We start from the raw sequence: 24756 nt of genomic DNA, 5'->3' as shown, positions 1-24756 counted from the left end.
CGATACGCGGTGCGCTCCTTCTATCCGCCGGCAGCCGCGGTGGATGCGCTCTGGTCCTCGACGAACCGCACCAGCACCGTGCCGTCGGTGACCTGCGCTCCTTCACCGGCGATCTCGGCGATCACCCCATCATGCGGGGCGGCGATGATGTGCTCCATCTTCATCGCCTCGAGGATCAGCAGAGGTTGCCCTTTGATCACAGCGTCGCCTTTCGCCACGCGCACAAGCTTGACCAGACCTGGCATCGGCGCGCGCAGGCTGCCGGTGGCGGCGGCCGCTTCATCGCTCCTGGCCAAGGGATCCGGCACCGCGAAAGTATAGCCGACGGCGCCTTCGAACACCGTGATATGGCCAGGCCAGCGGGCGAGGCGGGGAACGGCGCGAAGATCATGCGAATTGGTGCTGTCATAAGGCGCATCGAGCGCCACCTGGAAGCGCCCGTCCGATCGCACTGAAATCCTTGCCTGAATGGCTTCGTCACCGAACTTCAGCCGCATGCGCCGCGCCACGCCGTGGAAATGCGCATAGCCGGCGAGTGACGACCATGGGTCGTTCGACGACGGCAACGCTCCGGCACCCGAGGCCGCCATGGCGGCAGCCGAGATGATTTCGCCGGTCGGCGGCGCGACCGCCGTCAACGCCTCCCGGTGTCTGCCGATCAGGCCGGTATCGATGTCTTCAGCCACAAAATCCGGATCGGCGGCAAGAGCGGCAAGAAAAGCGGTGTTGACGGTGGAGCCGGCAATCTCGGTTTGTGCGAGCGCGGTGCGGAGCGCTTCCAGCCCCGCCAGTCTGTCTCCGGCATGAACGACCAGCTTCGCGATCATCGGGTCGTAATAGGGCGAGATGGCATCGCCAGCCCGCACGCCGGTCTCGATGCGCATCGCGGCGCCTTCGGGGGCAACGTCCGGAAATTTAAGGTGGTGCAGCGTGCCTGTCGCCGGTAGAAACCCCTTGGCCGCATCCTCGGCATAGATGCGCGCCTCGAAAGCATGGCCGGAAAGCGTGATCTCGCTCTGTGTCTTCGGCAGTTTCTCGCCGCAGGCGACCCGTAACTGCCACTCGACGAGATCGGTGCCGGTGACCATCTCGGTGACCGGATGCTCGACCTGCAGCCGGGTGTTCATTTCCATGAACCAGAAGCGGTCGGCCTCGAGGCCTTGCGAGGCATCGACGATGAACTCGATGGTGCCGGCGCCGGAATAGTTGATTGACTTGGCGGCTTTTACCGCCGCCTCGGTCATTGCCTTGCGCAAAGCCGGCGTCATACCGGGGCCGGGGGCCTCCTCGATTACCTTCTGGTGGCGGCGTTGCGCCGAACAGTCGCGCTCGTAGAGATGCACCGCATTGCCGAAATTGTCGCCGAACACCTGCACCTCGATATGCCGCGGCTTGTCGACATATTTCTCGACCAGCACGCGGTCGTCGCCGAAAGCGGCCTTTGCTTCGCGCCGGGCGCTGGAGAGTGCCTCGGAAAAGTCATCGGGGTGCTCGACGCGGCGCATGCCCTTGCCGCCCCCGCCAGCGCGCGCCTTGATCAGTACGGGATAGCCGATCTCGCGGGCTTTTGACGCAAGCAGCACGATTTCCTGCGCCTCGCCATGATAGCCGGGAACGACCGGAACGCCGGCTTTTTCCATCAGCCGCTTGGCGGCGTCCTTCAACCCCATGGCGCGGATCGAGGCCGCCGACGGGCCGATGAAAACGAGGCCGGCCGCCACCACCTGGTCGACGAAATCGGGGTTTTCCGACAGGAAGCCGTAACCGGGATGGATAGCCTGCGCACCCGTGGTCAGGGCCGCGGTGACAATCCTGTCACCACGCAGATAGCTCTCGCCGACAGGCGAAGGACCGATATGGACCGCCTCGTCGGCCATCTCGACATGCAGGGATCTCGCGTCGGCATCCGAATAGACGGCGACAGTGTGCACGCCGAGCTTGCGAGCCGTGCGGATGACGCGGCAAGCGATCTCGCCCCGATTGGCGATCAGGATTTTCGTGAACATGGAGCCTCCCGGGTCAGTATCGGGCGGCGCCGTTTTGGCAGGCACCGGCCTATTTCGAAGCGGCGATCTCGCAGGCGCCGCCGGTGGTTACCTTGTAGTGCGTGCGCGTGGCCAGACAGGATTTCATAGCCAGTTCTTCCGCTGCCTTCTGTGACGGCGCGTTCAGATGCCCGCCGCAGATTATGTATGATGACATGATCCGGGCATAGGGCGTGGTGGCGTAGGCCGAATGGCCGCCGGCCGCCACATACGCCTTGTAGGCCTTGGTACATGGATCTTTCGAGTTTCGTGGCAAATAGGGCGGGAAACGTTTGTCTCCCTCGCTTCCCGTCAGCGATCCGGCCACGCCCAAACCGTACGAGGCGGCTAGCAGCAATGCCGAAAGTATTAAAGTAGACACATTCCGTGAATATTTCCGTTTCATTCTCACCCCATCCCAACTGCAAAGTGCAGGAGGAGCGATAGCGAATATTCTCCGGCGCCGCCAGAGCCGCGGGATGAGCTCGCGATTTCGTGAGCGAACGAAGGGCCTGGTCTATAAAATTCAATATTCACCCAATATCGCAAGATGCCGTCGGTATAGTTTTGCCATGGCTTCGTCGAAGCAGCAGAGCACAACGATTTCGGGAAGCACGTTGTGCTTGATGAAGTCATTGACCTCATAAACGGCAACTTTGGCCGCGTCATCTTTCGGATAGCGGTATACACCTGTCGAGATGGCTGGGAACGCAACCGAGCGGCAATCATTGGCGACGGCTAGTTCAAGCGAACGCCGGTAACAGGACGCCAGCAGCTCGGCTTCGCCCTTGCCACCGCCCTGCCAGACGGGCCCGACAGTATGGATGACATGTCGAGCCGGCAGCTTGTAACCCTTGGTTACCTTGGCATCGCCGACTTTGCAGCCATTCAGCATCCGGCATTCGAATTCAAGCTCGCGGCCTGCCGCGCGATGAATGGCGCCGTCGACGCCGCCGCCACCAAGAAGCGAAGTGTTCGCGGCATTGACGATGGCGTCTACATCGAGCTTCGTGATGTCCCCGGTGTGGACTTGGATCCTGTCTTGGGCCTTGCTCATCTCACATCCTGAACACGCCGAAGCGTGTCTCCTCGATCTCGGCGTTGAGCGCGGCGGACAGGCTGAGCGCCAGCACCTCGCGTGTCCTGGCCGGATCGATGATGCCGTCATCCCAGAGCCTTGCCGAGGAATAGAGCGGATGGCCTTCATGCTCGTACTTCATCAGGATCGGCTTCTTGAATTTCGCCTCCTCCTCGGCGCTCCATTCCCCGCCCTTGCGCTCGATGCCTTCCCGCTTGACCATGGCCAGCACCGTCGCCGCCTGCTCGCCGCCCATCACCGAGATGCGCGCGTTCGGCCACATCCACAGGAAGCGCGGTGAGTAGGCGCGGCCGCACATGCCGTAATTGCCGGCGCCGAACGAACCGCCGATGATGACGGTCACCTTTGGCACCTTGGCGGTCGCCACTGCCATCACCAGCTTGGCGCCGTCCTTGGCGATGCCGCCCGCCTCGTATCTCCGGCCGACCATGAAGCCGGTGATGTTCTGCAGGAAAACCAGCGGAATCTTGCGCTGACAGCACAATTCGATGAAGTGCGCGCCCTTCAGCGCGCTTTCGGAAAACAGCACTCCATTGTTGGCTATGACGCCGACCGGCATGCCATGGAGGTGGGCGAAACCGGTGATCAGAGTGGCGCCGTAGTTCTGCTTGAACTCATCGAATTCGGAGCCGTCGACGATGCGCGCGATCACCTCGCGCACGTCATAGGGCTGGCGCAAGTCGGTCGGAACAATGCCGTAGAGTTCGTCCGCTGGATGAAGCGGCGGAATCGGTTTCTGCAAATTGAGGCTTACAGCCTTGTTCCGATTCAGGTTCCTGACGATGCGCCGGCAAATGGCGAGCGCATGCTCGTCGTCCAGCGCGTAGTGATCGGCGACGCCGGAAAACCTGGTGTGTACATCCGCGCCGCCCAATTCCTCGGCGCTGACGTCTTCGCCGGTGGCCGCCTTCACCAGCGGCGGTCCGCCGAGGAAGATGGTCGCCTGGTTGCGCACCATGATCGTCTCGTCCGACATCGCCGGCACATAGGCGCCGCCAGCGGTGCAGGAGCCCATGACGCAGGCGATCTGCGGAACGCCGGCAGCCGACATGTTGGCCTGGTTGTAGAAGATGCGGCCGAAATGCTCGCGATCGGGAAAGACCTCGTCCTGGTTGGGCAGATTGGCGCCGCCGCTGTCGACCAGATAGACGCATGGCAAATTGTTCTGCAGCGCGATCTCCTGCGCGCGCAAATGCTTCTTCACCGTCAGCGGATAGTAGGTGCCGCCCTTCACCGTGGCGTCGTTGACAACGACCATCACCTCGGTGCCCTCGACGCGGCCGATGCCGGCGATCAGGCCGGCCGACGCAATCTCCTCGCCATACATGGACCAGGCCGCGAACTGGCCGATCTCGAGGAAGGGCGAGCCGGTGTCCAGCAATTGCGCCAGGCGTTCGCGCGGCAGCAGCTTGCCACGCGAAACATGGCGCTCGCGCGCCTCTTCCGAACCGCCGCGCTCGACAGTCGTGGCCTTTTCGGCGATGTCGGCGACCAGAGCCCGCATGCGTTCGGCATTGGCGCGGAAGGTATCGGAGGAGGGCGAGATCTTGGTCTGGAAGACGGCCATGCTACACCCCCTCCGTCATGATCTCGCGCCCGATCAGCCAGCGACGGATCTCGCTGGTGCCGGCGCCGATCTCGTAGAGCTTTGCGTCGCGCAAAAGCCGGCCGGTCGGATAGTCGTTAATATAGCCGTTGCCGCCAAGCAGCTGGATGGCGTCGAGTGCCATCTGCGTCGCTTTCTCGGCGGCGAACAGCACGCAGCCGGCTGCATCCTTGCGGCTGGTCTGGCCGCGGTCGCAGGCGGCGGCGACGGCGTATACGTAGGCACGCGCGGCGTTCATCGCCGTATACATATCGGCAAGCTTGCCTTGCACCAGCTGGAATTCCCCGATCGGCTGGCCGAACTGCTTGCGCTCGTGAACATAGGGGATCGCTACGTCGAGGCAGGCCGCCATCAGGCCGATCGGGCCGCCGGCAAGCACGGTGCGCTCATAGTCGAGGCCGGACATCAGCACCTCGACGCCGCGTCCTTCCTCGTGCAGCACATTGTCGAACGGCACCTCGACGTCCGAAAAGACCAGTTCGCCGGTGTTGGACCCCCGCATGCCGAGCTTGTCGAGTTTCTGCGCCACCGAAAACCCCGGCATCGCCTTTTCGACGATGAAGGCGGTGATGCCGCGAGATTTCCGGTCCGGGTCGGTTTTGGCGTAGACGACCAGCGTTTCGGCATCCGGGCCGTTGGTGATCCACATCTTGGTGCCGTTGAGCACGTAGCGGTCATTGCGCTTTTCGGCGCTCAACTTGAGTGACACCACGTCGGAGCCGGCGCCGGGTTCCGACATGGCCAGCGCGCCGACGTGCTCGCCCGAACATAGCGGCGGCAGGTATTTTTCCTTCTGTGCCGGCGTTGCCCAGCGGTTGATCTGGTTGACGCAGAGATTCGAGTGGGCGCCGTAGGAAAGGCCGACCGATGCCGAGGCACGCGAAATCTCCTCGACCGCGATCACGTGGGCGAGATAGCCCATGCCGCTGCCGCCGAAATCGGGATCGGCGGTTATGCCGAGCAGGCCAAGAGCGCCGAGTTCTCCCCATAGATGCGCCGGGAATTCGTTCTCGCGATCGATGTCGGCGGCTATCGGCGCGATTCTGTCCTGGGCGAAGCGCCGCACAAGGTCGCGCAGCGCCTCGATGTCCTCGTCATGCCCGAAGCTGAGCGTGTTCGTGTACATGTCGTTCCTCCTGCCGCATGCCTCTCGAAAGCCGACTTCGATTTTCGGAAAGGATCCCGCGCGAAATCAAAATGCTACAGCATCCTTTGCACATCCGAAGGGACGCGCGACGCTGTAGTATCGGTAGCCATCTTCGCGCCGACCAGGCGCATTGTCATCGAAAGGTATGTCTGCGTGACCTCGGCGATCGACAATCGCTCGCCCGGCCGGAACCAGACGATGACGCCGGTCATCATCTGGATCAGAGCCATGGCCGTCAGGCCGGTGTCCTCGATGCTGAAAATACCCGCCTCGGCGCCATCGCGCAGGATCGAACGAAGTTCCTTTTCGTAGGCCGTGCGCATGCGCAGGATCTGTGTAAGCCTGTCGGGCGACAGGCTGCGCAATTCCATGTTCGACACATGCGTGGCATGGCGGCGCTCGATATGAAAGGCGATGTGGTTGCGCACATAGGCGGCAAGCTGCCGCGCCGGATCCGCGCCAGCCGGCCTGGAGTGCTCCCAGGCTTCGCGAAGCCCTTGCATATGTTCGCGCATCAGCGTGAACAGCAGGCCTTCCTTGGTCGGGAAATAGCGGTAGAGCGCGGCGGCCTGCACGCCGACCTCGGCGGCCAGCTGGCGCATCGACATTGCTTTATAGCCGTAACGCGCAATCAGGGTGACCGCCGCTTCGCGGATAGCCGCCTCGGTTCGGCCGCCGTCTGATCCCGTGGTGCGTGCCATTGTCACCTCACTGAACGTAATAAAACGAACGTTCAATTAATTCAAGTGGCGGAAATCGGTCTATGCTATGATTCTGAAGTCTCCAGGGGTGGTCCAGGTCTCCAATTCGTCCACATCGATCCACGAGACAGATGCGCACGGCGGGCCTTGCCGCAGCCGTTCAATCATGGCCGCAATCGCCGCGTCGCCGCCGGTGAGCCATGCCGTCACCGAGCCGTCTCTTTCGTTGCGCACCCAGCCCAATAGCCCGAGCCTTGTCGCTTCACCGCGTGCCCACGCCCTGTAGCCGACCCCTTGGACCGTGCCGAATATGTGCGCCTGCACTGCCCTTTTCCGGTCATTCATGGCTCGCTCCGTTGCATTGAGTCTGGCGCGGCATCGAACGAAGGCAACGGCTTGACAGAGTGACCGCGATGAAATCGACCGGCTTCCGTCTATTTTTGGTCGAGGCGCGGGTGCTGTTCAAGCTCGGCCGTCGCTCCTGCCATGGCGCCAATCGCCCGGGACCTCCAGGTGGAAGCCGCCTATGTTGCGAGAATCATCCGCACATTTTCTGCCGCCGGCCTGACCGAGATGTGCACCGGTCCCGCGCCACTCCGGCCGCGCGTTCTTTCGCCCACCGCGCGCGGCCAGGCCGCGCTTGCGGCACTTGATGCGGCCACGGATCGTGATCTCGCCCGCCTGACCGCTGACTTGAATGACAGGGAAGCCGCGGAATTTTCGGATGTGCTGGCGCGTGCCGCGCATCTGCTCGGCGCCGCGATGGCTCCCGAGCGCCGCGGAGTGCCCTAGTTTCCGCGCGCCGCTGCCAAGGCGCCAGGCAATTCCTCGGCGAAGATGTCCAGTTCGTGGACGAGACCGACACTGACCCGGATGCAGCGGTCGAGCCGTGGCGCCATCGGCTTGCGGATGAAGACGTCGCGCGACAACAGCCCCTGCAGCACTTTCAGGGCGAAAGCACCGTCATGGCCGCAGTCGATGGTGACGAAATTGGTCGCCGAGGCCAGCGGCTTCAACCCGTTCTGTTCGGCGATGTCAGCAATGCGCCGACGTCCGGCGGCGACCCGGGCCACCACCGTCTCGAGATAGGCTTGGTCGGCGAGCGCCTCGACGCCGGCGATCTGCGCCATGCGGCTGACACCATAGTGGTTGCGGATCTTCTCGAAATCGCTGATCACTTGCGTCTCCGCGACGGCATAGCCGCAGCGTATGCCGGCAAGTCCATAGGCCTTCGAAAAGGTTCGCATGCGGATGACGTTCGGCCGCGAGATGTCGATCGGCGGCAGGGCCGAGGCTGGTCCCAATTCGCCATAAGCCTCGTCGAGCACCAGCATGGTGGTTTCCGGCAAGGCTTCGATGAAGCGGATGACCTCGTCGGCTTCCCACCAACTGCCCATCGGATTGTCCGGGTTGGACAGATAGACCAGCGGCGCCTTCTCCCTGACGACTGCCGCGAGCAGACTGTCCAGGCTTTCCCTGTCATTCTCGTAAGGGACGGTCACCAGCCGGCCGCCGACACCGGCAATGTGGAAGTTGAAGGTTGGATAGGCGCCGAGCGAGGTGACCACGGCATCGCCGGGCGCCACATACATGCGCGCCACCAGGCTGAGCAGACCGTCAATGCCTTCGCCGACCACGACGTTCTCGACAGCCACATTGTGATGCTCGGCGACCGCGACCTTCAGATCGTAATTGTCCGGGTCGCAATACATCCACTGGTCGCGCGCGACACTCTCCATGCGGGCGATGACGCGCGGCGAAGGACCAAAGCTGCTCTCATTGGCGCCGATGCGGGCACGGAAAGCGCGCCGGCGCTCACGCTCCTGCGCTTCGGGACCGACAAACGGCACGGTCGACGGAAGCGCGGCGATGAGTGGTGAGAGGGCAGGGCGTTGAGGCATGTCCGGAAGCTCGCTTGGAAGGGGGCTTCTTGCTAACGTGCGCCACCGGTCGGTGCAAGCTGCGCGATAGAGCATCGCTATAAATACAAAAAGCCCGGCGGTTGCCCGCCGGGTTTCGATTTCAACAAGCCGAAATGTCTTAGAACGAGCACTGGAAGCGGAGAATGCCGCCGATATTGCTCTTCTTCTCGGCGCCGTCCCAGGCCCGCGTCAGATCATCGCTAACGACGTTCTGATAGTCGACCTCGGCCGTGACCGTAAAGCCGGGAACAACGTCATGAGCCGGTGGCGTTCAACCACGATGGTACCGGCGAAAGGGCTGTCAGGCTGCCATCCCCCAGCGTTGTTGCGCAAATGACACCAATTTGGCCTCACTCAGAAAGCTCTCGTTAACCATCGGACCCGCCGCAACCGGCTTTCCAACCGAATCCGACGAACCGGCCCGCGGAATCAAGAGAAGGTCGCCAGTCAGTCGCCAGCGATTTGCCGCATAACCGCCGCATAGGGGACGCCTCTGGGCCGGCGCGCTGTTATTTTTCCATATAATGGCGCAGGCTTGTTGATTGTGCCGGCGCTTTTCTTTATCCAGCGGCGCAACGGAGAGGTGGCCGAGTGGTCGAAGGCGCTCCCCTGCTAAGGGAGTAGAGGTCAAAAGCTTCTCGTGGGTTCGAATCCCATCCTCTCCGCCACCCTACGCCCTGCGGAGTTCTGCAGACCGAGCCTCGCTAACCGGCCCCCAGATCATCTGTCCGGAATAAAAAAGAAAACGGCTCGTCTGGCTGCTTTTCGTCGGCCTTCGCTCACGATTCTGACTGGAGGTCAGAAGATGAACATCAAGAGCCTTCTTCTCGGCTCCGCTGCGGCCCTGATCGCGGTTTCCGGTGCGCACCCGACGCAACGCGACCATCAATCGAAAGATGGCCGCTCTCAGCAAACTGCTGCGCAAGGCTTACAAGATGGGAGATATTCCACAGCCTGCCCGAGTTTCGCCGCCAGAAGGTGCCGACGACCAGGTCGTGCCGCACATCCTGGGCCACACCTGCGCTTCGCGTCTTGTCCAGGGCGGCATCGACATCCGCAGCGTGCAGATGTGGCTTGGCCACCAGCCCTTGTCGATGACCATGCGCTACGCGCATTCGGCCACCAATGATCTCGATGGCTGCGTTGTCGTGCTGGAGAAGCCTCGCGGCGAGCAAGCGGCCGGCAGCGCGGAAAGCTCGCTGTTTTCGTCGCCGGTGACGACGCCGTCGGCGAAGCGGAAGCAGACGGATGAGGGCGCTTCGGCGAAGGCGCAGCCAAAAGCGACCCGCAAAAGCTCTAAGGCCAATTAGTTCCGACAGTTTGCCTTTGCTGCCGTAACAGCCCCGGGATCTGATCTGGTCTTGGGGCTTATTGCCTCTCGGCGCGATCGAGAAAAGCAGCAACGGTGCTGGGCAGGCTGCCGGTCTCGAGGAAAGGCGCGTGGCCTTGGCCCTCGACCGTGATCGCTTCGAGTTTGGGGTGGCGCTTCTTCATTTCTTCAAGCGTCTCGACGGACAAAAGTCTGGAGTTGGCGCCGCGTATGACAAGCATAGGCATGGCGGCCAGCGCCTCGAACTGCCTCCACAGATCCGGCAGTTTCTTGCTGAGGTCGAGGACGGCCAGCGTTTCAACCAGCCTCGGGTCGAAATCCGGCATCAGCCCCTGATCCGTCTCGCGATAGAGCGCTGACGCCATCCGCTCCCAATCCGCCGAAGCGAGGGCGGGAAAGTCGCCGCCATGGGTGTCGCGCTGGGCGTTGACAGTCTCGGCACGACTCTTCGGTTTTGGCACGGGATCGAGATAGGTGCGGATGTGGGCAAGGCCGGCGGGTTCGATCACTGGCCCAATGTCGTTGAGCACGATGGCTTTCAGCGCCGCCGGCTGCATCGCGCCAAGCACATGGATGATCAGCCCGCCGCGCGAGGTGCCGATGAAGTCCGCCTGTTGGATGCCGAGCGCCGTCAGCCCGGCAAGGATGTCCCCCGCCTCGACGCCGACATTATAGTGACTGACATCGGGATCGTAGGCCGACTGCCCGCGTCCGCGGTAGTCGAAGGCGATGACCTTGCGCGCTAGGGCGGATCGCGTTGAGAGATAGAGCGCCAGCCCGTGAAAATCCCGCGCATTACGTGTCAGGCCAGGCAAGCAGACGACCGGCCAATGAGCGGAATTCGCTTCGCCATAGACGCGCGCGTGAAGTCTCAGCCCATCTGGCGCGGCATGGAAGAAGTCGGAGAAACCTGGGTTGCTCGACACGGGACGGGCTCCTTAGCCGAAGGATCGTCCACGTCTGCTATAGGCGGAGCGCGGGAGGGTCAAATGGGAAAGGCTCCTCCTTGTCGTCACGAGGAAGAGCAAGAGCCTCAGCTGCGCCCGTTCACGAGATCGCCGACGATGTCGTACTTGCCGGAGATACGCATCTTGTAGACCTCGTAATTCTCCATTACGCGCTGCACGTAACTTCTTGTTTCCGTGTAGGGAATCCGTTCGATCCAGTCCACCACCGCATCGATGTCCTTGCCGCGCGGGTCACCATATTTCGCCACCCACTGGCCGGCCCGGCTCGGGCCGGCATTGTAGCCCGCGAAGGTCAATACGTACGAGCCGTTGAAGCGATCGAGCTGTTCGCCGAGGAAGGCCGAACCAAGCGTTGCATTATAGGCGGGGTCGGTTGTCAGCCTGTTCTGCGAAAACTGCAATCCAGCCTTCTTCGCCAATTGCCTGGCGGTTGCCGGCATCAGCTGCAGCAGCCCGCGCGCGCCGGCACTGGATATGGCGCCAATATTGAATTCGCTTTCCTGGCGGGCGATCGCGTAGGCCAGCGCCTTGCCGGAACCGGAAATATTGGCCGAATCAGGGATGACACCGAGCGGATGCGACAGCGCTCCGACGTCGATGCCCCGCGCGCCGGCGATCTTGCCGATCTTCAGAGCCATGAAATGGTTGTCCTGCTTTTCCGCCAGGACGGCGAGCAGTGCCAGTTCACCCGGGCTGGTCAACTGCCCGGCAAGGTCGCGGTAGAGCGTTTCGGCATAGCGGTCGTAGCCCGCCTCCTGCAGGCGCTTGATGGCGGAGACGGCTTCGCGGCCGGCAAAGCTCTGCCGGTCGGCGGCACTTGGCTGGGGATAGACGATGTTGAGTGCCTGCCGGCCGACACGTTCGGCGGCGAGCTGGCCGTAAAACGTGGTGCCGTAGGTCGCCGCACGTCCAAAATAGTCCTTGGCATAGCCGGGGCCCCCGACTTCCGCGGCGCGGCCGAGCCAGTAGTAGGCGCGCGACAGGGTCATCGGTCCCTGGGCAAGGTCGGCGATGCGCGTGAAATGCATCGCCGCGAGCTTGGGATCGTTCAGGCCGCGCAGCGCGTACCAGCCGGCATGGAACTCGGCTTCCGCGGCATTGGCCGCGCTTTCGGCGGCATGCGTGGCGACTATCTTGTATGCCGTCTTCATATCGCCCTGGTCGACCAGTTCGCGCGAGAGCACCCGGCGTTCGACCCACCAGGCATCCGGATCGACCAGGGAGTCACGGTCCGCCGGCGCCTTCATGACAACCGCCGCGGCGCCCGCAAAATCCTGCTGCTTGCGCAGATACTCGGCCTGCGCGAAGAAATAGCCGGCCGAATGCTGCGCGGCCGGCACGGCCTTCAGCAGTTTGGCGGCATTCTTGTCGCCCCTGTCGGCCGCCGCCCAGGCGTCGGCAAGCTGCTGGGCGCCGGCGAGCCCGGCGACACGCAAGGCGGAATTCACCCGGTCGGCATAGAACATGCGCTCCATGCGAAAACGGTGATCGGCGGCAGGAACAACGCTGCCGAACTCCTTGATCAGAGCCGTCTCGTCCTTGGCTTCCAGGATCGCGGTGCGCCAGAACGGCGACAGCACCGATCGCGCCGCCTTGGCGTTGCCGGACGACAGATAGGCGCGCGCGAGAACCATCACGCCTTCGAATGTCTGCGGCTGGCTGCCGTCGAATGCCTTGACGACGACGTCCGCCGCCGGGTTTTCGCGGTAGAGCGCGCGCTCGCTGTTTTTGCGCAAGGCAACGGTGCCAGGCCAGTTGGGCAGCATCTTCGCGGCCGCCGCGATGTCGCCGCTCGGAACCTTGTCTCCGCCGTAAAGCGCGATCGCCCACGCCAATATGTGCTGGTCGAGCGATTGTGCGGGCAGTGCATCACGCACACCGCGCGCGCCGGCAATATCGCCTGCCGCCAGCGCATCCAGCCCACTTTTCAACAGCGCGACGCTGGGTGAGGGGGCCTGTTGCGCCTTGTCCTGTACACCAGCCACCGGGATGGCCGAGGTGACCCGCACATCGACGCTGCCGCTGATCGCCACGCCGGGCATCAGCGCGGCCATGGCGCCAAGCAGCGCGAACAGATGAGGCCGACTGGTCGGCATGATGACGTGTCTTTCCTTAATCCAGCATCTTACCGGCGGGCGAAGAAGCCTTGAAGCCTAGACTTAGGTCGTGAAGGGCTCGTAAACAAAGGGTTATCGAGGCCGTTGGAATTACGCTTGCTGGCACCATGGCAATGCTTGCCGCGCAACAATGTCGAGACTATGGTGCGCGGCTTCGCTTTCGGTTAGAAGGCGCGCACCACGAAACGCCGATGCATGGCGCCCAAAAGTGGATACCGGTTTTGGGCTAACGACATGCATAACCAACAAAGTGCATGGCGCCCAAAAGTGGATACCGGTTTTGGGGTAACGACATTGCATTACCAACAAAGTGCATGGCGCCCAAAAGTGGATACCGGCTTTGGGACAACGACATGCGTGAACCAAGAAGTCCCAAGGAGTTGGACGACATGCTGAGAGGCTCGCTTACCGCGCTCGTGACACCGTTCGAGAAGAGCGGGCGTTTCGACGAGAAAGCCTTTCGCGTGTTCGTCGACTGGCAGCTTGGCGAGGGCACGACGGGCTTGGTTCCTGTCGGCACGACCGGCGAATCCCCGACGCTGTCGCATGACGAGCACCGCCATGTCGTCAAGGTCTGCGTCGAGGTGGCCAAGGGCCGCGCCCCGGTGGTTGCCGGCGCCGGTTCCAACAACACCGAGGAAGCCGTCGGGCTCGTGCAGTATGCCGAAAAGGCCGGCGCTGATGCCGCCCTGGTCGTCACGCCCTATTACAACAAGCCGACACAGCGCGGCCTCTACGAGCATTTCGCCGCCGTCGCCAGGGCGACCAAGCTGCCGATCATCATCTACAACATCCCGCCGCGCTCGGTCATCGACATGACGCCGGAGACGATGGGCCGGCTGGTACACGACTTCAAGAACATCGTCGGCGTCAAGGACGCTACCGGCAAGGTCGAGCGAGTGTCGGAGCAGCGCATGACCTGCGGCAAGGATTTTATCCAGCTTTCGGGCGAGGACGCTTCCGCGCTGGGTTTCAACGCGCATGGTGGTGTCGGCTGCATCTCGGTGACCTCGAACGTCGCGCCACGGCTCTGCGCCGAATTCCAGGCAGCAACGCTTTCGGGCGACAGTGCGAAGGCGTTGGAGCTGCAGGACCGTCTATTGCCGCTGCACAAGGCAATCTTCATCGAGCCCGGTGTATCCGGCGCGAAATATGCACTGTCGAAGCTTGGCAAGGTCGAGAACGTGCTGCGTTCGCCGCTGGTGACTGTCGAGCCGGCAACGGCCGAGAGGATCGATGCGGCCATGAAGCACGCCGGCTTGATCAATTAGCGAGCCCGTTTGGGAAGTCTGCTCCCACGGTGATCTGAAGGCGCCACCTGCGCTTCCGGTGCTCCCGTACTATATGTACGCTCCGCTCCGGTTCTCGGTAGCGCCACCATCTGGCTCGCGGGAGCGAGTTTCGAAACGGACTCTAGACCTCATGAACCAAGTCAGAAAAGCCGATCCCAACAACAAGACCGTTGCCGAAAACCGCAAGGCGCGGTTTTCGTATGAGGTGCTCGACACGATCGAGGCCGGCCTTGTGCTGACCGGAACCGAGGTCAAGTCGCTGCGTCAGGGCCAGGCCAACATCCAGGACAGCTATGCCTCGGTCGAAGGCGGCGAGATCTGGCTGATCAATTCCTATCTGCCGGAATATCTGCAGGCCAACCGTTTCAACCACGAGCCGCGCCGCCGCCGCAAACTGCTGCTCAACAAGCGCGAAATGGCCAAGCTGTCGCAGAGCGTGGACCGCGAAGGCATGACGCTGGTGCCGCTGAAAATCTATTTCAACGATCAGGGACGCGCCAAGCTGCTGCTTGCCGTCGGCCGCGGCAAGAAACTGCACGACAAGCGTGAGACCGAAAAGCAACGCGACTGGTCGCGCGAAAAAGGCCGGCTGCTGAAGGAACGCGGGTGATCGGGAGATAGCCTGGAAAGCCAACGATCGGGTTTTCAACCTCGAACACCGGCAAGTCCAACAGGGGATGGTCTTGAAGAAGCGGATTGTTCTCTGGGGCGTGGCCACTCTTGCCTTGGCATGTGTCATTGCTTTGGGGGGAGTGGCCTATTTCCGCACCTACTCTCCCGACCGCGACCGATATCCGCTCAGAGGCATCGACGTCTCCCATCATCAAGGCCGGATCGACTGGCGGCGTGTTGCCGCGGATGATGTGGCTTTCGTCGTCATCAAGGCGACTGAAGGCGGCGACCATGTCGACGACGCCTTCGGCGGCAATCTGCGCGAGGCCCGCGCCGCCGGCCTCGCCGTAGGCGCCTATCATTTCTTCACCTTCTGCCGGCCGGGCGCCGACCAGGCGAGGAATTTCATCTCGGTGGTGCCGCACGATCAGCCGCTGCTGCCGCCCGTGGTCGACATCGAGTTCGGCGGCAACTGCCCGCGGCGACCGTCGCCCGAACAGTTGAATGCCGAACTTCAGGCCTTCCTCGGACCTGTCGAGGCGGCATTCGGCAAGCCGGTGATCGTCTATCTGACGGATGAAGCCGAGGCCGCTTATGGCGGGCAAATCGCCGCTCGCCCACTCTGGCTACGCTCACTGCTCATGGAACCGGACCGCCGTGACTGGATCTACTGGCAGTACCACAACAGGGGGCGCGTGAACGGCATCGAGGGGGACGTCGATCTGAACGTTTTGCAGGGCGGGCCGGAGAAGTTGGCGGCGCTGCTCGCCTCCACACCTTGATGAACAGGCCCGATCTGATGCCGGTCCGGTTCTTCGGCAGCCTGCCATGCCCTGAAACCATTCACGATCCAGCTGATGTCGAGACAGCCAGATTTTCCCGGCGTCGACCCATCGCCGAATAGCCCATCCCGGCGGCCATGATGGCGATGGCCACGCATTGGATAGCCAGCGGGGTCTCGCCAAGCACGACCATGCCGACCATCACGGTGGCCACCGGCACACCTGGGAGGAATAGCGATGCGGCTTGTGAGCCCAATCGGTCGACAATGTAAGTGTAGAGGAACATTGCGGCAGCGCCCGCGAGAAGACCTTGAATGACGATTTGGCTGGCGATTTCGGCGCCTGCGGCGGCATGTAGGCCGCTTGGCGCAAAGACATAGAGAAGTGGCAGCGGTAGGCAGGACAAAAGCACGACGCTCGCGGTCGCCGTGACCGGGTCGACACGCCATCGCTGCACAAGGACGGCGTATGTGGAAAACATCGCGCCCGATCCGATAAACAGCAGGTCCCCGAACAGGACATCGCTGGCGCCGGTGCGCGCCGGCGCTATGAACAGCAACAAGCCGGCGATGATCGTGACGACACCAATGATTCGCCGACGCGACGCGCTTTCCCTGAACAGCGACAATAGGAACGAAAAGAACACGATCGAGGCCGGGCAGAGCGCCGCGGCATGGGCGGCGGGCGCGTGGGTCAGGCCCCAGTTGATGATCAGCGGATAGGGCAATCCGGCCAGTGCCGCCAACGTCAGTCCACGCCGCCAGCCCAGCGCCTTCATGGTCGCCAGGCCGCGCCTCCAGACGATCGGCAGGAACACCGCGCCGGCACCGGCAAAGCGCAGGCCGGCCATGTCGGTGGCCGTCAGATGCTCCCTGAGGCTGAAGCGGGCGGCCACGAACTGCGCTGCATAGATGGCGATCATGACAAGACCGGCGATCACCGCCAGTCTTGTGTCTCCGGTGTCTCGTCCGTCGGCCATGTCAGTTCCGCCGCATGTTCATGCCGCCAGGACGCGACAGCCCCGACCTTGCGATGAAGCGGAGCCTATTATCGAAAGGGCCGCGACAAAATACGCTGTTTTTCACAATTTGAAGTGAAATTCACGCAAATAGGATGGCTTGAACGTGAATCCTGAACCAGTCGACCTAGACGCCGTCGACCGCGGTCTTCTGCGACTGTTGCAGGAAGATGGACGCCGCACCACGCTCGACCTGGCAGCGCGCGTCGGCCTGTCACCGACCGGTGCCAGCCAGCGCGTGAAACGCCTGTTTCGCGACGGCTTCATCACCGCCGTCAGGGCGGTGCTCAATCCGGCAAAGATTGGCCGCGGCATGCTTGTCTTCATCGAGGTGCGGCTCGATCACGCGGCCCCGCATATCTTTGACCGCTTCGCCGAGGCGGTGGCAAAGGCGCCCGAGGTACTGGAATGCCACATGGTCGTCGGCGGCTTCGACTATCTCGTGAAGGCCCGCATTGCCGAGATGGCCGACTATCAGGACTTTCTCAAACGCGTCATCCTGCCGCTGCCGGGGGTGAAGGAGACACATACCTATGCCTCGATCGGCGACGTGAAGCCGGATGCCTTGCTGCCGGTGTGAGCAGGCACCGCGGACCGCACGGTATCCGAGAGCTCAGTTCTTCAGGAATGCCGCGATCTCGCCAAACACCCTGACGAACATGTCTTCGGTCAACACACCCGTATTGGTGTTGTAACGCGAGCAATGGTAGCTCGAAAACAGCATGATGCCGCCGGCTTCCAACTGGCCGCCATGTTTGAACGGATAGGCGGCGACGCGCCCGCCCAGTGCCCGCACGGTCGACTGGTGCGCGATCGATCCCAGCGCCAGCACGGCGCGCAGGTTTGGAAAGCGAGCGATGGTCGGCACCAGGAATGTCCGGCAGGTGGCGATCTCGGCACCGACCGGCTTGTTCTCCGGCGGCACGCAGCGCACCGCGTTGGTGATCGCCGTGCCGACGAGCTCCAGCCCGTCATCGGGCCGCGCCTTGAACTCGCCGCGTGCGAAGTCGTGGGCAATCAGTGTCGAATAGAGCAGGTCGCCGGCATAGTCGCCGGTGAAGGGGCGCCCGGTGCGGTTGGCGCCCCGCAGGCCAGGCGCCAGACCGACGATCAGAAGCTGGACGGTATCTTCGCCGCCCAGTGGCAGGAAGGTCGGCACCGGGGCGTTGAACCATGACGGCTCGCGCTGCCGCCATTCGGCGATGAAATCATGCAGCCGCGGGCAGAGCGGGCAATCGCGGCTGGGTTCGGAAAGCGAGAGGGCGGTCAAGTCGACCGGCCTCAGTAGTCGTCCTCGTCGACTTCAGCCGGTTCGGGCCGCCGTGCCGGCCGTTCGGAGGGGTCGCGGCCAACTTCGTTCTTCAGCGACGCCAGGTCGATGAAATGGTCGGCCTGCCGGCGCAGGTCGTCTGAGATCATCGGAGGTTGAGAGGACATGGTCGAGACGATCGACACCTTGCGGCCACGCCGTTGCAGCGCTTCGACCAGCGTTCGGAAATCGCCGTCTCCGGAGAATATGACATAGTGGTCGACGACATCGGCGAGTTCCAGCGCATCGACGGTGAGCTCGATGTCCATGTTGCCCTTGATCTTGCGGCGGCCGGTCGAGTCGGTGAATTCCTTGGCGGGCTTGGTGACCACCTTGAAGCCGTTATAGTCGAGCCAGTCGATCAGCGGCCGGATCGAGGAGTATTCCTGGTCCTCGACCAGCGCGGTGTAATAATAGGCGCGCAACAGGTAACCGCGCTTGTGGAAGCTCGCCAGGAGCTTGCGATAGTCGATGTCGAACCCGAGCGCGCGCGATGTGGCGTAGAGATTGGCGCCGTCGATGAACAGGGCGATTTTTTCACGAGGGTCGAACATGGAAATAGTCCTTTTCGAAAAAACGGCCGTCTAAACGAAATGCGGTAGCGACTTTCGGTCAGGCTCATAATAAACCGGCCGACCTTGGACCCACCGAGATAACGCCAGTTTGGTGGCAATCCAAGGGCATGTGGCGCACTGCAAGCAATTGTGATCGTGGCGCCGAACCCTGGACCCGGCTGGCTTTGCTAGATCGGGAGTTCGATGTTGAGATTGAGTGCCCTGTGGGCCCGCATCGCCATGATGCTTGTATTTTGGCCGCGTTCGGGTTAAGGACCGCGCCTGTTTTCCATCAAATCCAGGCATGAAAGGGGCAGTCCATGGCCCGCGTAACCGTTGAAGATTGCATCGACAAGGTCGATAACCGCTTCGAGCTGGTGCTTCTGGCCGGCCACCGCGCCCGTCAGATCAGCCAGGGCGCGCAGATCACCGTCCCGCGCGACAACGACAAGAACCCGGTCATCGCACTGCGCGAGATCGCCGACGAGACGCTGTCGCCCGACGATCTCAAGGAAGATCTGATCCATTCGCTGCAGAAGCATGTCGAGGTCGACGAGCCTGAAGCCGATGGCGAAGTGATCGCCGATCAGACCGGCGGCGCTGTTGCGACCGCCGAAACCGACGACGCCGAGGAGAACGTCACCTTCGACCGGATGACCGAGGAAGATCTCCTGGCTGGCATCGAAGGCCTGGTGCCCCCGGAAAAGAGCGACGACTACTAAGTCGGCCGTCCGTTCCGGCGGTCGCTGAATCTTCCGGCACTTCCGTCCCGGCGGTTTCGTGGCTATCTATGACATGCGCCGTACAACAGTGCGGCGCATGATTCATTTCATCGCCGAGAGATTTAGCCCATGATGCGTCAGTATGAGCTTGTCGAGCGCGTCCAGCGCTACAAGCCTGACGTCAACGAGGCGTTGCTCAACAAGGCCTATGTCTACGCCATGCAGAAGCATGGCCACCAGAAGCGCGCTTCCGGCGATCCCTATTTCTCGCATCCGCTCGAAGTCGCCGCCATCCTCACCGAGATGCACATGGACGAGGCGACCATCGCCGTCGCCCTGCTGCACGACACCATCGAGGACACGACGGCGACGCGGGCCGAGATCGACGATCTGTTCGGTCCCGAAATGGGCAAGCTGGTCGAGGGCCTGACCAAGCTCAAGAAGCTCGACCTCGTCTCGAAGAAAGCCGAGCAGGCGGAGAACCTGCGCAAGCTTTTGCTGGCGATCTCGGAAGATGTTCGCGTGCTGCTGGTCAAGCTCGCCGACCGTTTGCACAACATGCGCACCCTTGATCACATGCCCGAGGCCAAACGCCTGCGCATCGCCGAGGAGACGATGGATATCTACGCGCCGCTGGCCGGGCGCATGGGCATGCAAGGCATGCGCGAGGAGCTGGAAGAGATCGCCTTCCGCTTCATCAATCCGGAAGCCTACCGGGCCGTCACCGCCCGGCTCGCCGAGATATTCGAGCGCAACAAGGGCGTTCTGACCGACATTGAAAAGGCGCTGTCGGCCTTGTTCGAGAAGCACGCCATCAACGCCGGCGTGAAGAGCCGGCAGAAGAAGCCATGGTCGGTGTTCCGAAAGATGGAGGCCAAGGCGCTGTCCTTCGAGCAACTGTCCGACATCTTCGGCTTCCGTGTTGTCGTCGACAGCGTCGAGGACTGCTATCGCGCGCTGGGTGCCATCCACACCACTTGGTCGATGGTGCCCGGCCGTTTCAAGGACTACATCTCGACCCCGAAGCAGAACGACTACCGTTCGATCCACACCACCATCGTCGGCCCTTCGCGCCAGCGCGTCGAGCTGCAGATCCGCACCCGCGAGATGAACAAGATCGCCGAATACGGCGTCGCCGCCCATTCGATCTACAAGGACACCGGCGGCAAGACGAACGGCGCCGGCCATGCGATCTCGAAGGAGACCAACGCCTACGCTTGGCTGCGTCGTACCATCGAGCAGTTGGCCGAGGGCGACAATCCCGAGGATTTTCTCGAGAACACCAAGCTTGAGCTGTTCCAGGACCAGGTGTTCTGCTTCACGCCGAAAGGCATGCTGATTGCCTTGCCGCGGGGCGCCACGCCGATCGATTTCGCCTATGCGGTCCACACCGATGTCGGCGACACCTGCGTCGGCGCCAAGGTCAATGGCCGCATCATGCCGCTGATGACGGAACTGAAGAATGGCGACGAGGTCGAGATCATCCGCTCCAAGGCGCAGGTGCCGCCAGCCGCATGGGAATCGGTCGTCGTCACCGGCAAGGCGCGCGCCGCCATCCGCCGCGCCACCAAGAATGCGATCCGCAAGCAGTATTCTGGCCTTGGCGCGCGTATTCTGGAGCGTGCCTTCGAACGAGCCGGCAAGACCTTCACCAGGGAAAGCCTCAAGCCCGTGCTGCACAGGCTCGCACGCAAGGACATCGAGGATGTGCTGGCATCCGTGGGCCGCGGCGAACTGGCGTCGACGGATGTCATGAAGGCCGTGTTCCCCGACTACAAGGACGAGCGCGTCACGCCGGCGGCGCCCAAGCAGCGCGAGGAAGGCTGGTCGAAGATCCGCAATGCCGCAGGCATGCTGTTCCAGATACCTGGCCGGGCCGCGCGCAAGGACAAGGACCAACCAGGCGCCGGCGCCGTGCCGATCCGCGGCGTGCGCGGCGACCTGCCGGTGCGCTTCGCGCCGGAAGGCGCGGTCCCTGGCGATCGTATCGTCGGCATCGTCCAGCCGGGCACCGGCATCACCATCTACCCGATCCAGTCTCCGGCGCTGCAGGCCTTCGACGATCAACCGGAGCGCTGGATCGACGTGCGCTGGGACATCGACGAGCGCACCAAGGAGCGGTTCCCCGCGCGCGTCTCGGTCACCGCCATCAACGCGCCGGGTTCGCTTGCCGATATCGCCCAGGTCGTCGCCTCCAACGACGCCAACATCCATACGCTGTCGATGGTGCGCACCGCGCCCGATTTCACCGAAATGCTGATCGATCTCGAAGTCTGGGACCTGAAGCATCTCAACCGGCTGCTGTCGCAGCTCAAGGACAATTCGAGCGTCAGCGATGCGCGGCGCGTCAATGGCTAGCGATAGCCGACCATGGGGGACGAGATGAATACCGACGAAGTGCTGGACATATTCCGTGAGGCTGGCGCTGTTCTGGAGGGTCATTTTATCCTGACGTCGGGCCTGCGCAGTCCAGTCTTCCTGCAGAAGGCACGCGTCTTCATGCATGCCGACAAGACCGAGCGGCTTTGCAAGGCGCTGGCCAAGAAGATTCGCGCCGCCGTGCCAGGCAAGATCGACTATGTCGTCGGGCCGGCGATCGGCGGCCTGATCCCTGCCTACGAAACCTCGCGCCACCTTGGCGTGCCAGCGATCTGGGTGGAGCGGGAGGGGGGCGAGTTCCGCCTGCGCCGCTTCGAGATCGATCGAGGCGCCCGCGTCGTCATCGTCGAGGACATCGTCACCACCGGTCTGTCGATCCGCGAAACCATCGATTGCCTGCGCGACGTTGGCGCAGAGGTGGTCGCGGCCGCCTGCATCATCGACCGTTCGGCCGGCAAGACCCATGTCGGCGTGCCGTTGATCGCGCTTGCCGAATATGAAGTTCCAGCCTATCCGCCGGACAGGTTGCCGCCGGAGCTTGCCGCCATCCCGGCCATCAAGCCCGGCAGCCGCAACATCTGACGAGGAGGTCGAAATGATCGCCGGCATCGACCATTTCGTGCTGACGGTCCGCTCGGTTGAAGCGACCTGCGACTTCTACCGGCGCGTGCTTGGCATGCGGCGCCTGGATCAGCCGAACCGGCCGACAGCGCTTCTGTTCGGTTCGCAGAAGATCAACCTGCACGAAGTCGGCCGCACTTTCGAGCCAAAGGCAAGGACGCCGACGCCGGGTTCTGGCGATTTCTGCCTCGTGTCGGCGGTGCCTCTCGCCGAAATCCAGGCCGGCCTCGCGGCCGAAGGCGTTGCCGTCGAAGTCGGTCCGGTCGAGCGCGTCGGCGCGCAAGGAGCTATGATGTCGGTCTATTTCCGCGATCCCGACGACAATCTGGTCGAGGTCAGCGAATATCTGAAGTAGGCGCCGTGCCGGAAGGCTATCGTCTGGCCCCTGATGGCGACCTTGTCGAAGTCGGTCGGAACCCCTGGCCGCATATCGGTCATCCGGCTGCGACAATTAGCCGAAACCACTTCTCAAATTCGCCGCGATTATCCGATGTGGAGGAGATGGATCCGAGCAAAAACCTGGCGCTGCGGACGCTGAGCGTAAGGCCTTCGGTTGTCGTTGGGCTTGCGGATGGCTATATCAAAGTCGCGATTGCCTTCTGGCGACCGTAAAGCGCAAGATGTGGCAGTCGAAACCTGGCTGGAAACAGCCGGCGTGTAAGCTGTGAATTGTCTGGAATAGGAATAGAGTGCTTTTTCGTCGCCGCAAGCCTGATGGCCTTTTCGAGCGGGTGCGTACCTATCTGTGGCCGCGCCGTTCGTTTTCGCGCTCGCTTCAATATTTCTCCAAGCGCATTCTGCGGCTGAAGGCCACCCCGCATGCGGTGGCCGCGGGTGTCGCGGCGGGTGTCTTTGCTTCGTTCTTCCCCGTCGGTTTCCACTTCATCATTGCCGCCGTTCTGTGTTGGGTGATCGCCGGCAATCTGGTGGCCGCCGCTCTCGGAGCCGTATTCTTCGGCAATCCGCTTACTTTTCCGCTCTTGTGGGGCGCATCCTGGGAAACCGGCAAGCTCATCCTGCACGATCGCTTGCCGACACACGGTCCGCCGGCGCATCTGGGCGAGATGCTGCACACGCTTTCCTTCGCCAAACTATGGCATCCCGTACTGGAGCCGATGCTGATCGGCGCGGTGCCGCTCGGGCTGGTGTTCGGCCTGGTGTTCTACGGCATCACGCGCTGGGGCATGAATGTCTTCCGCGAACAGAGGCGCAAGCGGCTGGCCGAGCGCGCGAGACGCCGTGAGCATTCGCCTCATTCCGGCGGAAGCGTCGGTTCTGCCGCCCAATGATCATCGGCATTGGCAGCGACCTGATCGACATCACACGCATCGAGAAATCGCTTGAGCGTCACGGCCAGCGCTTCATCCAGAGGATCTACACCGAGGTGGAACAGGCGCGTTCGGAGAACCGGCGCGCCCGCGCGGCTTCCTACGCCAAGCGCTTTGCCGCCAAGGAGGCATGCGCCAAGGCACTGGGCACTGGTCTGGCACAAGGGGTCTTCTGGCGTGACATGGGTGTCGTCAACCTGCCAAGCGGTGCGCCGACGATGGCGCTGACCGGCGGGGCGCTGGCGCGGCTGGAAGAGATCGTGCCTCGAGGCCATCGGGCAGCGATCCACCTCACCATCACGGATGATTTCCCGCTCGCTCAAGCCTTTGTGATCATAGAGGCGCTACCGGTCGAAGAAGCGCCACATTGATTGCATCTGACGACCGGCATGGACGTTGCCCAGCGCGCGCCGAGACTCTATACCATCCAACGCACAATCGAGGACGACATGAGCGTGGCTGAAAAATCTCAGAAGAAATCCGGCGGGCTTGGCGAAACCGTCAGCGTCATCGTCCAGGCGCTTTTGCTCGCCCTGGTCATTCGCACGCTGCTGTTCCAGCCGTTCTCGATCCCGTCGGGCTCGATGCGGCCGACGCTTCTGGAAGGCGACTATCTGTTCGTCACCAAATGGTCCTACGGCTATTCACGCTATTCGCTGCCTTTTGGACCGGACATTTTCTCGGGCCGCATCTGGGGCTCAGTGCCCAAGCGTGGCGACGTGGTGGTGTTCAAGTTCCCGCCGGATCCGTCCGTCGACTATATCAAGCGCGTCATCGGCCTGCCCGGCGACAAGATCCAGATGAAGGATGGCCAAGTCTTCATCAATGGCGTCGGCGTGCCGCGCGTCAAGACCGGCCAGATCGACAATCCCGACATCACGGAAAAGGATTATCCGATCGACGTCTATCGCGAGACGCTGCCCGATGGTGTCAGCTACGACACGCTCGACCTGTCGCCGAACTCGATTGGCGACAACACCCGCGAATTCGACGTGCCCCCCGGCCACTATTTCATGATGGGCGACAACAGGGACAATTCCGCCGACAGCCGCTTCACCGTCGGATATGTTCCAGCCGAGAACCTGGTCGGCCGCGCCAACCTTGTCTTCTTCTCGATCGCCGGCAAGGCAAGCCCGCTCGAAATCTGGAAATGGCCGTCGCTGATGCGCGCTTCGCGCCTGTTCCACTTCGTCAACTGATGGCGTTGAAGCGCCCNAAATCTGGA

The 24756-nt window shown here is 62.6% G+C and carries 25 protein-coding genes, 1 tRNA gene and 1 pseudogene; 14 read left to right on the top strand and 13 right to left on the bottom strand.

The features are described 5' to 3' along the window. Positions 1 to 20: 20 nt before the first annotated feature. The 7 genes from X739_RS149605 to X739_RS149635 form a co-directional block, all read right to left on the bottom strand. Positions 21 to 2006, bottom strand: a complete 1986-nt coding sequence (locus X739_RS149605; RefSeq protein WP_023794891.1) for an acetyl/propionyl/methylcrotonyl-CoA carboxylase subunit alpha — start codon at positions 2004 to 2006, stop codon at positions 21 to 23. A gap of 49 nt (positions 2007 to 2055) precedes the next feature. Further along, positions 2056 to 2430, bottom strand: coding sequence for a hypothetical protein (locus X739_RS149610; protein ID WP_023794890.1), 375 nt, complete (start codon positions 2428 to 2430; stop codon positions 2056 to 2058). Positions 2431 to 2550: 120 nt separating this feature from the next. Continuing rightward, complete coding sequence (locus X739_RS149615; RefSeq protein WP_023794889.1) at positions 2551 to 3081, bottom strand: O-acetyl-ADP-ribose deacetylase; 531 nt, start codon at positions 3079 to 3081, stop codon at positions 2551 to 2553. Position 3082: 1 nt separating this feature from the next. Continuing rightward, complete coding sequence (locus tag X739_RS149620; RefSeq protein WP_023771612.1) at positions 3083 to 4690, bottom strand: carboxyl transferase domain-containing protein; 1608 nt, start codon at positions 4688 to 4690, stop codon at positions 3083 to 3085. Between the two features lies 1 nt (position 4691). Then, positions 4692 to 5855 carry an isovaleryl-CoA dehydrogenase gene (locus tag X739_RS149625; RefSeq protein ID WP_023771613.1) on the bottom strand — a complete coding sequence of 388 codons (1164 nt, stop codon included), beginning with the start codon at positions 5853 to 5855 and terminating at the stop codon, positions 4692 to 4694. 74 nt (positions 5856 to 5929) lie between these two features. Continuing rightward, positions 5930 to 6577, bottom strand: a complete 648-nt coding sequence (locus tag X739_RS149630; protein ID WP_023794888.1) for a TetR/AcrR family transcriptional regulator — start codon at positions 6575 to 6577, stop codon at positions 5930 to 5932. 60 nt (positions 6578 to 6637) lie between these two features. After that, a complete protein-coding gene (locus X739_RS149635; protein WP_023771615.1) occupies positions 6638 to 6922 on the bottom strand; it encodes an acylphosphatase in 285 nt (94 codons plus the stop codon). 141 nt (positions 6923 to 7063) lie between these two features. Here X739_RS149635 and X739_RS149640 point away from each other — a divergent pair, with 141 nt between their 5' ends. Then, complete coding sequence (locus X739_RS149640; protein WP_023771616.1) at positions 7064 to 7369, top strand: winged helix-turn-helix transcriptional regulator; 306 nt, start codon at positions 7064 to 7066, stop codon at positions 7367 to 7369. On the opposite strand, the gene X739_RS149645 is transcribed toward X739_RS149640, so the two are convergent. Continuing rightward, positions 7366 to 8478, bottom strand: coding sequence for a pyridoxal phosphate-dependent aminotransferase (locus tag X739_RS149645; RefSeq protein ID WP_023771617.1), 1113 nt, complete (start codon positions 8476 to 8478; stop codon positions 7366 to 7368). The genes X739_RS149640 and X739_RS149645 overlap by 4 nt on opposite strands. Before the next feature lie 598 nt (positions 8479 to 9076). Between X739_RS149645 and X739_RS149650 the strand changes: the two genes are divergently transcribed. Further along, positions 9077 to 9167, top strand: a tRNA-Ser gene (locus X739_RS149650). Positions 9168 to 9476: 309 nt separating this feature from the next. Further along, positions 9477 to 9809 (top strand): annotated as a pseudogene (locus tag X739_RS149655) (tyrosine-type recombinase/integrase); the annotation flags it as partial. 58 nt (positions 9810 to 9867) lie between these two features. Here the strand turns inward: X739_RS149655 and X739_RS149660 are convergent. After that, a complete protein-coding gene (locus X739_RS149660; RefSeq protein WP_023794887.1) occupies positions 9868 to 10755 on the bottom strand; it encodes an alpha/beta hydrolase in 888 nt (295 codons plus the stop codon). Positions 10756 to 10862: 107 nt separating this feature from the next. Beyond that, the gene (locus tag X739_RS149665) at positions 10863 to 12893 is read right to left on the bottom strand and encodes a lytic transglycosylase domain-containing protein (RefSeq protein WP_023794886.1); all 2031 of its coding nucleotides are present in this window, start codon (positions 12891 to 12893) and stop codon (positions 10863 to 10865) included. Between the two features lie 410 nt (positions 12894 to 13303). On the opposite strand from X739_RS149665, the gene dapA reads away from it, so the two are divergent. The 3 genes from dapA to X739_RS149680 all read left to right on the top strand — a co-directional run bounded on the left by dapA (position 13304) and on the right by X739_RS149680 (position 15600). Then, complete coding sequence (gene dapA, locus X739_RS149670) at positions 13304 to 14185, top strand: 4-hydroxy-tetrahydrodipicolinate synthase (RefSeq protein ID WP_023794885.1); 882 nt, start codon at positions 13304 to 13306, stop codon at positions 14183 to 14185. 151 nt (positions 14186 to 14336) lie between these two features. Then, positions 14337 to 14816 carry an SsrA-binding protein SmpB gene (gene smpB, locus X739_RS149675; RefSeq protein ID WP_006202221.1) on the top strand — a complete coding sequence of 160 codons (480 nt, stop codon included), beginning with the start codon at positions 14337 to 14339 and terminating at the stop codon, positions 14814 to 14816. Positions 14817 to 14889: 73 nt separating this feature from the next. Continuing rightward, entirely contained in the window at positions 14890 to 15600 is a 711-nt protein-coding gene (locus X739_RS149680) for a GH25 family lysozyme (protein ID WP_023771622.1), read from the top strand. Positions 15601 to 15661: 61 nt separating this feature from the next. Here X739_RS149680 and X739_RS149685 read toward each other — a convergent pair whose 3' ends face one another. Further along, positions 15662 to 16579, bottom strand: a complete 918-nt coding sequence (locus X739_RS149685) for a DMT family transporter (RefSeq protein ID WP_023794884.1) — start codon at positions 16577 to 16579, stop codon at positions 15662 to 15664. Between the two features lie 145 nt (positions 16580 to 16724). Here X739_RS149685 and X739_RS149690 point away from each other — a divergent pair, with 145 nt between their 5' ends. After that, positions 16725 to 17198, top strand: coding sequence for an Lrp/AsnC ligand binding domain-containing protein (locus X739_RS149690; RefSeq protein WP_023771624.1), 474 nt, complete (start codon positions 16725 to 16727; stop codon positions 17196 to 17198). A 33-nt stretch (positions 17199 to 17231) separates the two neighbouring features. Here the strand turns inward: X739_RS149690 and X739_RS149695 are convergent, their stop codons facing one another. Beyond that, the gene (locus X739_RS149695; protein ID WP_023771625.1) at positions 17232 to 17888 is read right to left on the bottom strand and encodes a uracil-DNA glycosylase; all 657 of its coding nucleotides are present in this window, start codon (positions 17886 to 17888) and stop codon (positions 17232 to 17234) included. An 11-nt stretch (positions 17889 to 17899) separates the two neighbouring features. Beyond that, complete coding sequence (locus tag X739_RS149700; RefSeq protein WP_023794883.1) at positions 17900 to 18481, bottom strand: NYN domain-containing protein; 582 nt, start codon at positions 18479 to 18481, stop codon at positions 17900 to 17902. Positions 18482 to 18801: 320 nt separating this feature from the next. Between X739_RS149700 and rpoZ the strand changes: the two genes are divergently transcribed. From rpoZ to lepB, 7 genes are all read left to right on the top strand, one after another. After that, positions 18802 to 19203 carry a DNA-directed RNA polymerase subunit omega gene (gene rpoZ, locus X739_RS149705; RefSeq protein ID WP_023794882.1) on the top strand — a complete coding sequence of 134 codons (402 nt, stop codon included), beginning with the start codon at positions 18802 to 18804 and terminating at the stop codon, positions 19201 to 19203. Between the two features lie 129 nt (positions 19204 to 19332). Further along, a complete protein-coding gene (locus X739_RS149710; protein WP_023771627.1) occupies positions 19333 to 21561 on the top strand; it encodes a bifunctional (p)ppGpp synthetase/guanosine-3',5'-bis(diphosphate) 3'-pyrophosphohydrolase in 2229 nt (742 codons plus the stop codon). Positions 21562 to 21585: 24 nt separating this feature from the next. Then, the gene (pyrE, locus tag X739_RS149715; RefSeq protein WP_023771628.1) at positions 21586 to 22164 is read left to right on the top strand and encodes an orotate phosphoribosyltransferase; all 579 of its coding nucleotides are present in this window, start codon (positions 21586 to 21588) and stop codon (positions 22162 to 22164) included. A 13-nt stretch (positions 22165 to 22177) separates the two neighbouring features. Next, entirely contained in the window at positions 22178 to 22558 is a 381-nt protein-coding gene (locus X739_RS149720) for a VOC family protein (RefSeq protein ID WP_023771629.1), read from the top strand. Between the two features lie 334 nt (positions 22559 to 22892). Beyond that, complete coding sequence (locus X739_RS149725) at positions 22893 to 23492, top strand: DUF2062 domain-containing protein (RefSeq protein ID WP_023771631.1); 600 nt, start codon at positions 22893 to 22895, stop codon at positions 23490 to 23492. Beyond that, positions 23489 to 23902: a holo-ACP synthase gene (acpS, locus tag X739_RS149730; protein ID WP_023771632.1), complete on the top strand. Its 414-nt coding sequence runs from the start codon at positions 23489 to 23491 to the stop codon at positions 23900 to 23902. The genes X739_RS149725 and acpS overlap by 4 nt, the downstream gene beginning before the upstream one ends. Positions 23903 to 23980: 78 nt before the next feature. Then, a complete protein-coding gene (lepB, locus tag X739_RS149735) occupies positions 23981 to 24730 on the top strand; it encodes a signal peptidase I (RefSeq protein ID WP_023794881.1) in 750 nt (249 codons plus the stop codon). The last annotated feature ends 26 nt before the right edge of the window (positions 24731 to 24756 follow it).

The sequence above is a fragment of the Mesorhizobium sp. LNHC209A00 genome (assembly GCF_000502915.1).
GTDB lineage: Bacteria > Pseudomonadota > Alphaproteobacteria > Rhizobiales > Rhizobiaceae > Mesorhizobium.
The sequence above is the reverse complement of the archived record's forward strand: the minus strand, read 5'-3'. Positions and strand labels throughout refer to the sequence as shown.

Excerpts from the sequence above, each read along its gene's own strand:
- X739_RS149605 (WP_023794891.1), bottom strand. The coding sequence starts at position 2,006 with ATGTTCACGAAAATCCTGATCGCCAATCGGGGCGAGATCGCTTGCCGC.
- X739_RS149610 (WP_023794890.1), bottom strand. The coding sequence starts at position 2,430 with ATGAAACGGAAATATTCACGGAATGTGTCTACTTTAATACTTTCGGCA.
- X739_RS149615 (WP_023794889.1), bottom strand. The coding sequence starts at position 3,081 with ATGAGCAAGGCCCAAGACAGGATCCAAGTCCACACCGGGGACATCACG.
- X739_RS149620 (WP_023771612.1), bottom strand. The coding sequence starts at position 4,690 with ATGGCCGTCTTCCAGACCAAGATCTCGCCCTCCTCCGATACCTTCCGC.
- X739_RS149625 (WP_023771613.1), bottom strand. The coding sequence starts at position 5,855 with ATGTACACGAACACGCTCAGCTTCGGGCATGACGAGGACATCGAGGCG.
- X739_RS149630 (WP_023794888.1), bottom strand. The coding sequence starts at position 6,577 with ATGGCACGCACCACGGGATCAGACGGCGGCCGAACCGAGGCGGCTATC.
- X739_RS149635 (WP_023771615.1), bottom strand. The coding sequence starts at position 6,922 with ATGAATGACCGGAAAAGGGCAGTGCAGGCGCACATATTCGGCACGGTC.
- X739_RS149640 (WP_023771616.1), top strand. The coding sequence starts at position 7,064 with ATGGCGCCAATCGCCCGGGACCTCCAGGTGGAAGCCGCCTATGTTGCG.
- X739_RS149645 (WP_023771617.1), bottom strand. The coding sequence starts at position 8,478 with ATGCCTCAACGCCCTGCCCTCTCACCACTCATCGCCGCGCTTCCGTCG.
- X739_RS149665 (WP_023794886.1), bottom strand. The coding sequence starts at position 12,893 with ATGCCGACCAGTCGGCCTCATCTGTTCGCGCTGCTTGGCGCCATGGCC.
- dapA (WP_023794885.1), top strand. The coding sequence starts at position 13,304 with ATGCTGAGAGGCTCGCTTACCGCGCTCGTGACACCGTTCGAGAAGAGC.
- smpB (WP_006202221.1), top strand. The coding sequence starts at position 14,337 with ATGAACCAAGTCAGAAAAGCCGATCCCAACAACAAGACCGTTGCCGAA.
- X739_RS149685 (WP_023794884.1), bottom strand. The coding sequence starts at position 16,579 with ATGGCCGACGGACGAGACACCGGAGACACAAGACTGGCGGTGATCGCC.
- X739_RS149700 (WP_023794883.1), bottom strand. The coding sequence starts at position 18,481 with ATGTTCGACCCTCGTGAAAAAATCGCCCTGTTCATCGACGGCGCCAAT.
- rpoZ (WP_023794882.1), top strand. The coding sequence starts at position 18,802 with ATGGCCCGCGTAACCGTTGAAGATTGCATCGACAAGGTCGATAACCGC.
- X739_RS149710 (WP_023771627.1), top strand. The coding sequence starts at position 19,333 with ATGATGCGTCAGTATGAGCTTGTCGAGCGCGTCCAGCGCTACAAGCCT.
- pyrE (WP_023771628.1), top strand. The coding sequence starts at position 21,586 with ATGAATACCGACGAAGTGCTGGACATATTCCGTGAGGCTGGCGCTGTT.
- X739_RS149720 (WP_023771629.1), top strand. The coding sequence starts at position 22,178 with ATGATCGCCGGCATCGACCATTTCGTGCTGACGGTCCGCTCGGTTGAA.
- acpS (WP_023771632.1), top strand. The coding sequence starts at position 23,489 with ATGATCATCGGCATTGGCAGCGACCTGATCGACATCACACGCATCGAG.
- lepB (WP_023794881.1), top strand. The coding sequence starts at position 23,981 with ATGAGCGTGGCTGAAAAATCTCAGAAGAAATCCGGCGGGCTTGGCGAA.